Source organism: Nitratireductor indicus C115 (assembly GCF_000300515.1).
Lineage (GTDB): Bacteria > Pseudomonadota > Alphaproteobacteria > Rhizobiales > Rhizobiaceae > Nitratireductor > Nitratireductor indicus.
In genome coordinates this window covers 1-4,640 of sequence record NZ_AMSI01000046.1, presented here as the reverse complement: position 1 = coordinate 4,640, position 4,640 = coordinate 1, and the positions used below count along the sequence as shown (strand labels likewise).

At 60.2% G+C, this 4,640-nt stretch carries 3 protein-coding genes; all 3 read right to left on the bottom strand.

Annotated elements, in window-relative coordinates; all coding sequences use genetic code 11:
* Window positions 1-40 precede the first annotated feature (40 nt).
* The 3 genes from NA8A_RS24055 to NA8A_RS24045 all read right to left on the bottom strand — a co-directional run bounded on the left by NA8A_RS24055 (window position 41) and on the right by NA8A_RS24045 (window position 4,411).
* Complete coding sequence (locus tag NA8A_RS24055; protein WP_143088073.1) at window positions 41-334, bottom strand: hypothetical protein; 294 nt, start codon at window positions 332-334, stop codon at window positions 41-43.
* Between the two features lie 368 nt (window positions 335-702).
* Window positions 703-3,945, bottom strand: a complete 3,243-nt coding sequence (locus tag NA8A_RS24860) for an autotransporter domain-containing protein (protein ID WP_009453048.1) — start codon at window positions 3,943-3,945, stop codon at window positions 703-705.
* 136 nt (window positions 3,946-4,081) lie between these two features.
* Complete coding sequence (locus NA8A_RS24045) at window positions 4,082-4,411, bottom strand: hypothetical protein (protein WP_177203397.1); 330 nt, start codon at window positions 4,409-4,411, stop codon at window positions 4,082-4,084.
* Window positions 4,412-4,640 lie beyond the last annotated feature (229 nt).

Below are 4,640 nucleotides of genomic sequence, written 5' to 3'. Positions count from 1 at the left end.
TATTCGGCTCACTGTGAAAAGATCAAAATGTGGAAGCGTGTCAGCGCCTTTCCTTGCGCCTCAGAAGCAAGGCTTTTGTTCCAATGCCGGCAATCACCGCCATGGAGAATCCGGCCCATACCCAGGTGATGACGGGAGCACCGAGATCGTATGATCTGGGCGCCGTGGCGAAATCAAACCACAGATAGGCGCAGATCAGCAGAAAGATTGAGCCGGTGAGCAGGAGCGATTTCCAGCCAGGCATCCACAAGAGAAGCAAGAAGGGGAGTAGTATAAAGGCGGTGAAAAAGACGATCAGCACATCCATTTGATCTTTTTGACCGTCTCTTTCCATTTTGTCTAGTGCTTCTTCTGCTCAGAGGCAGGCTCGGCATTCTAGTGCTCACGAATATACTCGACAGCCAATCGAAAAAGTGCCTGCTCGATTTCGGTCTCGCTCCAACCGGCACCGTGCGCGCGTTGTGTAAGGGCGCGGAATTCGGATTGTAGGGCCTGTTGGCATTCGCGCGTCCGTTCCGGATCTCCTTCTGCCCGTCTCGGGGGAACAATCATTCTGGGATATCCGGCTTGTCTACGATGGTGAGTATATTGTCGGGCAGGGGGCGTTGCAGGTCCATTGCCGCTTCCGATGGTGCGCCATGTCACGTTACCGCCCCGAAGAGGTTCGGCAGACACCCTGGAAGGAGAGACGCATCGCGGGGGTCAAAACCGCACCCGGAGCATTCCGTTGAGACCGTGTTGCAGTAGCGCGGCGGCTGCCTGCCCCTGATAGGAGACGCCGAGCGTTGCCCGCTCCGAAAGCGATATGTCGAGCCCAGCTTCCAAAAGCAGGCTGTTCTCGGATATCGGCGAACCGGCAACCGTGAAGCCAGGGCCGCTGGAAAAGGCGTTCGTGGAGGTTGCGCTTGTGTCGCCGAATGCATGGCGCCAGCCGATCGCACCACGCAACTTGGTCTCGACCCCGCCGAGCGTCATGTCGTGTTCGGCGCGCAGGCCCAGGGTGGCGAACGTCGAGTTCATCGAACCGCCACGCGCCGACAGTCCTGCTGCTCCGCCGTTTTCCGAGAATCCGCCCGAGTGCAGGCTCACATGCGCGAGATTGACGAAAGGTTCGAGGCGCGCGCCGCTTTGGAGCTCGATCCCGTAGCCCAGATCCCCGAAGACCTGGAAGGTCCCGGCATCGTAATCGGCAGTCAGGCCGTCGCTTAAGCCCGGCAGGACCACGGCTCGGCTGGTCTCGATGCCGTGCCAGCTATATGCCGCCCCAGCGCTCAGGGAGAGCTGCTTCCACTGCCTTCCACCATAAAGGCCGAGATGATAGTTGTCGCTCGTCCCCGATGACGCACGGTCATCCATCGAAAAACCTGAATGGCTGTACCCGGCCAGGACGCCGACACGCCAGTCGCCGACGGCCGCATCGGTGCCGATCAGCAGCCCGCCCGTGTCACTGTCGAGCGAGGCGGTATTGCTGTTGCCATCGGTCGAGTTCCATGCGCCGAAGCCGTGCGCCCAGAAAACGGGACCAGCATCATCGGCGGCAACGACCTTGGGTGCTCCGCCCGCAGCATAGGCAAGGATGGGAAGGGCTTTCGCTCCCGCATTACCGAAGGCCGTACCGATGCGTTCGTTTACGGCATAGCGAAGGAAACGGCTCTCCTCGATCAGGACCGACTTAGCCGAAGCGTGGATTTCACCCGACAACGCATCGAAACCAGCGCCGATCAGCGCGTTGTCGTCCGGAAGCGCGGCGACGGCATTGTAGACGGCGTTGCCCTGTCCGAGGCTTTCCGCGCTCTCGGCGACTGACTGCTGGTTGCGGGTCGTGGCTCTGTCGGCGAACCCGATCGTGTTGCGTGTCAGGCTGAGGTCAATGCTGTCGGCATCGTAGGTGAGATTCGGCGTCAGGAAGGCATAGGAGGAGGCGATCTCGCCGAATATCCCGTAGACGCCGCTATCGGCCTTCAGGATCGTCCGGGTGGAGAACGGGTCGAGCACCCCTGGACCGATGCGGATGACGCTGCCGCTGCCAAGCGTTGCCCGTCCTGATGCATGGATCATGTCGCTGCCAGAACCTGCCGCATCGACTTCCACCTCATAGATGGACCCGTCATCGAAGGTGATGTCGCCGGCGACGGTTAAGGTGCCGACCGAATTGCCGGGTGCGATGACACTTCCCGAACTAAGCGTCACGTCGCCAACCGTGCCGGATCCGCCGAGAGTGCCACCGTCCCCGACGGACAGCACACCGCCGAGGATGCCGTTCACGATCAGCGCACCGCCGGTAACCGCGGTCTCTCCGATAAAGCTCGAACTGTGGGCGGAAAGTACTGTCGCGCCGTTTTCCTGCAGTATCGTGCCGAGGCCGCTCAACTCCGCGCCGAACACCAGCGCTGCTCCGTCCAGATCGCCCGCGTGGTTGAAGACAAGCGCACCGTCACCCGCGCCGAAGACGATTTGGCCTGCATCGAGCGTTCCGGCCAGCGCCGGCGCCTCGCCGCTCGCCGCGCCGATGTTGAGCGTTCCGTCGATGCCGGCATCGACGGCGAGATTGATCGTGCCGGAGCCTGAGCCGACTGAAACCGCGCCGCCATCGGCGATGGTGAGCGTGCCATCGCCCTTGTCGCCGATGGTGAGGTCGCCCTGGTTGGTCCAGGTCGAGCCTTGGCCTGCAATCGTCGCCGTGCCCTTGGAACTGGCGGCGGCACCGATGTAACCGTTGTCGTTGGTGACCGAAGCACCATCCAGGACCGTCAGTGTGGCGTTGCCGCCGCCGTTGTTGAAGAGACCGCTGCCGCCGACAAAGAGATCGTGGCTGTTGACCAGGGCGGAGCCGCTGCCCGTGACTGTCACGGCGCCATTGGCAACAGGCAGGCTGCCCTGTCCTGCAAAGAGGCCGATGGCGGTGTGCTGGCTCGTCACCTTTCCGCCGTCCTTGATGACCAGTGCGCCATCACCCCTGACGGCAACGGTGAGAATAGATTCGTTGTTCCAGGTGGAACCCGCACCGCTCACCAAAGCGGCACCACCTGCGGAGCCGCCTATCCCGCCGGTTTTGCTGCTGACAGTGCCGCCGTCCTCGATCAACAGATTTCCGTATCCGCCCACTCCGACATTGAGATTGCCTTTGTTCGTCCAGGTCGAGCCGGCACCCGTCACGGTTACCCGTCCAGTTGAAAACGAATAACCGCCGATAGTGCCATCGACGTTGGTGACGGTGCCACCGTCGGAGATCGTCAGCGTTCCAGCGCCACCTGTTCCGTCAAATAAATGGAAATTATCGTGATAGCCAAAGCCCACGATAAGCTCTCCGCTGTTTGTCCAACTGGAACCGGCACCCGTCACGGTCACCGAGCCGGTGGAGCCTGATAACCTGCCAATAACGCCGTTCTGGTTCTCGACCACGCCGCCATCGGAAATCATGAAAGTTCCGTTGCCTTTGTTGCCAACATACAGTTCTTGGCTGATCGCCCAGTTTGAGCCAGCACCCGTCACGGTAGCGGTCCCCTCGCCGGTTTTCTCGTCGCCCAACACGCCCAGACCGCTGGTAACTCCGCCTCCCTGCTCGATCGTCATCGAGCCTGTGCCGTCAACCCCGATAAAAAGGAACCCGTTGTTCGTCCAGGTTGTCCCTGCGCCCCTGACCACAGCAGTCCCCTCAGAACCTGCGAGATGGCCAAGAACGCCAGTTGTATTGGTAAGGCTGCCACCATCTTCAATTGTCAGTGCGCCGGCACCACTGAAGCCGATCGTGAGTTCGTCACCGACATCCCAGTGCGAGGAGGGGGTGGGTGTCTGTTCCGGACTGACGTCGCCAGTGCTTGCGACCGACTGGGCAAACGCCGGCTGAAGCGGTCCGCAGACAGAAAGGATCGTCCCGAGCGCAGTGCCCGCCGCCAGCAGCACGCGACTCCAGCGCGTAGCGCTGCCGTCTTCCTGGATGGCCAAGGAATTCTCCCCCTCGTTGAGACAGCTCAAAAGGCACCGCCAGCACCATCGAACCCGCCGCTTTCAACAGATCGCCAATGGATCGAAGACCCAGCGCTCCCAACCATGCAGCAAATCAGTACATATGCTATTGCAACTAACTTATGATTTGAAGTGTGTCTGTCTCGACATTGTACAGATACGTTAATCTATTTACGAGTTGTGAATATCCAATCGTCCGGCTAGCGCTGCAGTCAAGATGCGAACGGTTGATGAGTCCGGTGCTACGCAGGATCGTGGTGAGGTCGAAAGCCAGCCCCAGCTCGTACAATCCCCTGCTGACAGATCGCTCCAGTGCTTCTATGCGCCCGGCGAGATAGTCGCATTCGCCCAGGAATGCGATCGCCGCGCAGGCCTCAATGATCTCGGATGCCGCAACGTCATAGGGATCGGGTTCCCAGACACGCGTCGTAACGGGTTTCTGCACGGCTCTCTCCATGCTTTTCATGTCTGAGCTGAGAAACAAATCCTACACCAAGCCGGGTTAACGAGTCTAGTGTTTGTTCTTTTTTTGTTCTAGGCATATGTGCGGCGGCAAAATTGGTGAAAAGCGAGGAGGAATGTACCTTGTCACGTTGCAAAGACGGGCTTCCACCTGCTCAGATTGATCGCGGATACCCGCTATAAAGCGGCATGAACCGCGCCGGGTTTGCCGG

Excerpts from the sequence above, each read along its gene's own strand:
- NA8A_RS24055 (WP_143088073.1), bottom strand. The coding sequence starts at position 334 with ATGGAAAGAGACGGTCAAAAAGATCAAATGGATGTGCTGATCGTCTTT.